General features: G+C 73.2%; 5 protein-coding genes and 1 pseudogene. 3 read left to right on the forward strand and 3 right to left on the reverse strand.

The genetic code is table 11. The features are described 5' to 3' along the window. Positions 1 to 57: 57 nt before the first annotated feature. Positions 58 to 219 (reverse strand): hypothetical protein, encoded by a 162-nt coding sequence (locus EBN88_RS31385; protein WP_199742514.1) that lies wholly within the window; start codon positions 217 to 219, stop codon positions 58 to 60. A gap of 173 nt (positions 220 to 392) precedes the next feature. Here EBN88_RS31385 and EBN88_RS27980 point away from each other — a divergent pair, with 173 nt between their 5' ends. Beyond that, positions 393 to 1,193 carry an SDR family oxidoreductase gene (locus tag EBN88_RS27980; protein WP_122399828.1) on the forward strand — a complete coding sequence of 267 codons (801 nt, stop codon included), beginning with the start codon at positions 393 to 395 and terminating at the stop codon, positions 1,191 to 1,193. Between the two features lie 25 nt (positions 1,194 to 1,218). On the opposite strand, the pseudogene EBN88_RS27985 reads toward EBN88_RS27980, so the two are convergent. Beyond that, positions 1,219 to 2,816, reverse strand: a pseudogene (locus tag EBN88_RS27985) (cytochrome c oxidase subunit I). A gap of 110 nt (positions 2,817 to 2,926) precedes the next feature. After that, a complete protein-coding gene (locus EBN88_RS27990) occupies positions 2,927 to 3,310 on the reverse strand; it encodes a DUF2267 domain-containing protein (RefSeq protein ID WP_122399829.1) in 384 nt (127 codons plus the stop codon). A gap of 306 nt (positions 3,311 to 3,616) precedes the next feature. Here EBN88_RS27990 and EBN88_RS28000 point away from each other — a divergent pair, with 306 nt between their 5' ends. Both EBN88_RS28000 and EBN88_RS28005 read left to right on the forward strand, forming a co-directional pair. Beyond that, positions 3,617 to 4,480: a SigB/SigF/SigG family RNA polymerase sigma factor gene (locus EBN88_RS28000; RefSeq protein ID WP_122399830.1), complete on the forward strand. Its 864-nt coding sequence runs from the start codon at positions 3,617 to 3,619 to the stop codon at positions 4,478 to 4,480. A 160-nt stretch (positions 4,481 to 4,640) separates the two neighbouring features. Further along, positions 4,641 to 5,639: a glycosyltransferase family 9 protein gene (locus tag EBN88_RS28005; protein ID WP_122399831.1), complete on the forward strand. Its 999-nt coding sequence runs from the start codon at positions 4,641 to 4,643 to the stop codon at positions 5,637 to 5,639. The last annotated feature ends 186 nt before the right edge of the window (positions 5,640 to 5,825 follow it).

Genomic DNA, 5,825 nt, shown 5'->3' on the forward strand with positions numbered 1-5,825 from the left:
GCCGGCGCGCGGCGCGCGCCCCGGCCCGCCGCCCTGGGCGAACCCGTTCGCCCAGGGCTATTCGTCGTCGCGGTCGTCCATGCGTTCGCCCTCGGCCTGGGAGGGCGTCTGCCGGGGGTGCTCGTGGCCGCTGCGTTCCATCTCGTCGTCCGGGTTCGCGCCGTCGGGCAGATCCGGGTCCCGCTCCCCCTCGGCCTGTGAGGGCAGCTGATCACTCATGGCGCGCGAGTATCCCCGCCCGCCGGGCGTAAACCCCGGCGCGCGGCCCCGCCGCGCGCCGTCCGGCGACCCCGCGCGCCGCGCTCGCGGGGCCTGCGCGAGGGTAGGGGGTGAACGCGTGCGGCCAGCCAGCTCGTGCGCGGCCGAGCAGCACGGAACGTCGGGAGAGCGTGATGACCCAAGAAGTGGACCGGGTGGCCGTGGTCACGGGGGCGAACTCGGGTATCGGCCGGGCCACGGCCGTCGCCCTGGCGCGGCAGGGCGTGGACGTCGGGATCGCCTGGTTCGGGGACGCGGCCGGCGCGGAGGCGACGGCGGCCGAGGTGCGGGCGGCGGGCCGCCGCGCGGAGACCGTCGAGATCGACCTGCGGCGCCCGAAGGAGGCGGCCGATCTGGTCGACGGGCTCGTGGACCGGTTCGGCCGGATCGACATCCTGGTCAACAACGCGGGCACCGGCGGCAACCAGCCGTTCGTGGACATCGAGCTGTCCGACATGCAGCGGGTGTTGAACGTGAACCTGCTCGGCCCGATGCTGCTGTCGCAGCGCGCGGCGCGGCGGATGATCGCGCGCGGCGAGGGCGGGGCGATCGTCAACGTCACCAGCGTCCACGAGCACCAGCCCCGGGTCGGCACCGCGCACTACTGCGCCTCCAAGGGCGGCCTCGGGCTGCTGACCTCGGTGATGGCGCTGGAGCTGGCCGAGCACGGGATTCGGGTGAACGCGGTGGCGCCCGGCGAGATCGCCACCCCGATGAACGGCTATGTGGACGTGGACGTGCACACCCTGGAACGCCCGGGCATCCCGCTGCGCCGGCCCGGCGACGCCCGGGAGGTCGCCGAGGTGATCGCGTTCCTCGCCAGCGACCGGGCCGGCTATGTGACCGGCGCGTCCTGGCCGGTGGACGGCGGGATGCTGCGGATGGGCCCGGTGGGCGCCTCCGCGTTGCCCGATGACCACTGGCGTCACCCCTGAGTCGTCAACCCGGCGCCGGTCGCGCTCAGTCGGGGCCCTGACCCGGCACCTCCAGCACGTCCCGCCGGCCGCCGGACCGCCTGGCCTGGTCGGCGCGGACGATCGCCGGGTGGTGGAGGTCGAAGGCGGGCGACTCGGACCGGACACGGGGCAGCGTGAGGAAGTTGTGGCGGGGCGGCGGGCAGGAGGTCGCCCACTCCAGGGAACGGCCGAAGCCCCAGGGGTCGTCGACGGTGACCGTGGGCGCGCCCCGCCCGGTGCGCCACACGTTGTAGAGGAACGGCAGGGTGGACAGGCCCAGCAGGAAGGCGCCGACGGAGGAGACCATGTTGAGCCCGGTGAACCCGTCGGCGGCCAGGTAGTCGGCGTAGCGGCGCGGCATCCCCTGGACGCCCAGCCAGTGGTGGACCAGGAACGTGGCGTGGAATCCGACGAAGAGGGTCCAGAAGTGGATGCGGCCGAGCCGTTCGTCGAGCATTCTGCCCGTCATCTTCGGCCACCAGAAGTGGAATCCGGCGAACATCGCGAAGACCACGGTGCCGAAGACGACATAGTGGAAGTGGCCGACCACGAAATAGCTGTCGGTGACCTGGAAGTCGAGCGGCGGCGAGGCCAGGATGACGCCGGTGAGCCCGCCGAAGAGGAATGTCACCAGAAAGCCCACGCACCACAGCATCGGCGCCTCGAAGGAGAGGGAGCCCTTCATCATGGTGCCGATCCAGTTGAAGAACTTGACGCCCGTCGGCACCGCGATCAGAAAGGACAGCAGCGCGAAGAACGGCAGCAACACGGCGCCGGTGGCGAACATGTGGTGCGCCCACACCACCGCCGAGAGGCCGGTGATGGCCACGGTCGCCGCGATGAGCCCGAGGTAGCCGAAGATCGGCTTGCGGCTGAAGACCGGGATGATCTCCGAGACGATCCCGAAGAACGGCAGCGCGATGATGTACACCTCGGGGTGGCCGAAGAACCAGAAGAGGTGCTGCCACAGCAACGCTCCCCCGTTGGCCGCGTCGAAGATGTGCGAGCCGAGGAGCCGGTCGGAGGCCAGCGCGAACAGCGTCGCGGCCAGCACCGGGAAGGCCAGCAGCACCAACACGCTGGTCAGCAGCACGTTCCAGGTGAAGATCGGCATCCGGAACATGGTCATGCCCGGCGCGCGCATACAGATGATCGTGGTGATGAAGTTGACGGCCGCGGCCCCTCCGGGGTGAGCAGCGAGCCGACGACCATCAGCCCGCCGAACAGGAAGAGCCAGTAGGCGAGCGCGTTCATCCTGGGGAACGCCACGTCGGGCGCGCCGAGTTGGAGCGGCACCACGACGTTGCCGAAGCCGATGAAGAGCGGCGTCGCGAAGAGCAGCATCATCACCGTGCCGTGCAGGGTGAACGCCTGGTTGTACTGCTCGGCGCTGAGCAACTGGACCCCGGGGCGGGCCAGTTCGGCGCGCATCAGGAGGGCGAGCGCGCCGGCCAGCAGGAAGAACGCGAAGGACGTGGCCAGGTAGAGCACGCCGATCCGCTTGTGGTCGGTGGTGGTCAGCCAGCCCACCAGGGCCCGGCCCGGCGCGGGCCCCGGCTGCTCGGCCGGGGCCGGTTGCCTCGGTGGTGCCAGTGTCGCCATGGTTGCCTTCCCTGGGGCGGTCGCGGCCCCCGTTCTACTGGCCGGCGCCCATGGCGTGGCGGGTTTGGGCCGTCAGTGGGCGGTGCGCCCACGCGGCCCGGCAGCCGAACTCAGCTGAGTTCGCCGTGGCCGAAGAGTTCGGCGTAGCCCGAAGGCAGCTGGCTGATCAGCTTGTTCATCTCGCCGCCGGTGATCTGGTCGGCGAGCACGGAGAACACGATCCGGGTGTCCTCCTCGGCCGCGATCTCGTCCTGCTCGGTGTGCTCGGCGACCTGGTTGATGAACTCGGAGACGCCCCAGGTGCGGGCCGGGCCCTCGGACTGGTCGACGATGTCGGCCAGCGGGGTGGGCAGCTGGTCGGCGAGGTGCTCGGCCGAGGTCGGCGGGAGGCGTTCGCCGAGGGTGCCGATCACGGCCCGCACGACCTGCTCGGCCTCGTCGGCGGCGTACTCGCCGCGCTCCCGCACGGTGGCCATGAAGGTGCCATAGGTCATGGCACGCTCCTTTCGGAAGGTTCGGAAGTTCGGAAGGTCCTTGTCACGGGTCTTCTCGGGGGCTCTCCCCGCCGGGCGGGTAACCAGCCACCGGCCCGGATAACCGTCGCCGGCCCGCTTTCCGCGAACCCTTGGCGCCACGCCTTTCCCGGGCCCGTTCCCGGCCCGTTTCCCGGGCCCGTTCCCGCCGGTGCCTTCCCGAGATGTGGCGCGGCGGATTCCCGTGCAGACTGAGGAACAGCGGTCTCTTCCCGTGGCGAGTTCAGCGCGGAATCGCACGCCCACCCTCACCTGGGAGAGCAAGGAATGAATACGCCAGCACGTCCCCGTAAGAAACGACATCCGCACGACGACGCACCGGACACCAGCCGGCAGTTCCAACGGATCGCGGAACTGCCGAACTGCCCGGAGCGCGAGGCGTTGTACCGGGATGTCATCTGCGCCTGGATTCCCATGGCGGACCGGCTGGCCCGGACCTTCAGGGACCGGGGCGAGGCCCTGGAGGATCTGGAGCAGGTGGCGGCGCTCGGCCTGGTCAAGGCGGTGCACCGTTACGACCCGAGCCGGGGGCGCCCGTTCGAGAGCTATGCCGTGCCCACCATCGTGGGCGAGGTCAAGCGCCACTTCCGGGACCACATGTGGGGCCTGCACGTTCCCCGGCGGACACAGGAGCTGCGGAACCGGGTGCGGGCCTCGGCGCGGCAGCTCAGCTTCCGGCTGGACGACCGGGGGCCGAGCGTGGCGCAGCTGGCCGAGCACAGCGGGCTGACCGAGGACGAGGTCAGGACCGGGCTTGAGGCGTTGGACAGCTACAGCACGCTGTCGTTGAACGCCGAACTTCCGGGCGCCGACGGCGACTACTCGCTGTTGGACACCCTGGGCACCGTGGAGCCCGGCTTCGACCGGGTGGTGGACCGGGAGGCGGTGCGGCACCCGTTGCGCTCGCTGCCGGAGCGGGAGCGGCACATCCTCTATCTGCGGTACTTCCACGGCATGACGCAGAGCCGGATCGCGGCCAAGCTGGGCATCTCGCAGATGCATGTGTCGCGGCTGCTGAACCGCGCGTGCGAGCGGGTGCGCGCCCAGATCGACGGGGTCGAGCCGGCGGGTGCGCCGGCGGGCGCCGGGCGCCGGAGGGCGCGCGGGACCGTCGAGGCGCGCCAGGAGTAGCCCGCCCGGGCCCATGAGACCGTCGGCCGGTGGCCGGTCGCCCGCGTGTGTGGGGCGGTCGGCCGCCGGTGTCGTGCGCGCGAGCGCGGCGCGGGCGCGGGCGCGTGAAATGCCTGCGCGCCGGCGTTTGGGCCGGCCGGATCGGGCAACTCGGCCGGCCATGAGCCGACCTCCCCGCACCCTGGTCGTGCGCCTCGACGGCGCGGGCGACGTGCTGCTGGCCGGCCCCGCCGTCCGGGCGGTGGCCGCCGGCTCGGCAGCCACCACGCTGCTGTGTGGCCCGCGCGGCGCGGCCGCCGGCCGGCTGCTGCCGGGCGTGGACGAGGTGCTGGTCTATGACGCGCCCTGGGTGTCGATCTCCCCGCCGGCGGTGCGCCGCTCCACGGTGAACGAGCTGGTGGAACGGCTGGCGGCGCGCCGCTTCGAGCGGGCGCTGGTCTTCGCCTCGCACGGGCAGAGCCCGCTGCCGGCCGCGCTGTTGCTGAAGATGTCCGGGGTGCCGTGGGTGGCGGCCGACTGCGAGCACTGGCCGGGATCGCTGCTCCAGCTGCGCCACCGCAGGGCCGAGCGGCGGCACGAGGTGGAGGCCGCGCTCGACCTGGCCGGAGCCGCCGGCTTCCCGGTGCCGCCCGGCGACGACGGGGCGCTGGCCGTCACCGGGCACGAGGCGGCGGGCGAGCTGACCGGTCCCGGGCCCTATCTGGTGGTGCATCCCGGCGGCCGGGTCGCCGACCGCTCCTGGACGCCGGCGCGGGCCGAGCGTGCGGTCGCCGCACTGGCGGACGCCGGACACCGCGTGGTGGTGACCGGCGGCCCGGACGAACGGGCGCTGACCCGGCGGGTGGCGGGGCGGCGGGCGTTGGACCTGGGCGGGGCCACCGGGCTGCCCCGGCTCGCCGGGGTGCTGGCCGGGGCCGGCGCGCTGGTCTCGGGGGCGACCGGGCCGGCCCATCTGGCGGCGGCGGTGCGCACGCCGGTGGTCTGCCTGTTGCCGCCCTGCCTGGGCGCGGACCGGCTGTTGCCCTACCGGGTGCCGCACCTGCGGCTGGGCGACGCGGCGGCGGAGAGCCTGGACGCGATCGGCGAGGCGGAGCTGCTGGGCGCGGTGGACGCGCTGATCGGCCAGGGCGCGGCGCCGGGGCGGGCGTTGACCAGCTGAACGCCCGTTCGATCCGGAGGCCCGGAGGCCCGTTCTGCTGACCCGAACGGGTACTCGCCCGGCTGGGCCGAAAACCACCGGAGTGCGGGCGTTTGTCGCGTGCCGGCGGGGGCACCCGGCGCGCACGCGCGGTGCCGGCGTGCCCACCCCCGGCCCGGCCCGCGCGCAGCGGGCGGCGCCGCACCG

The sequence above is a fragment of the Streptomyces triticirhizae genome (assembly GCF_003696235.1).
GTDB classification, from domain to species: domain Bacteria; phylum Actinomycetota; class Actinomycetes; order Streptomycetales; family Streptomycetaceae; genus Streptomyces; species Streptomyces triticirhizae.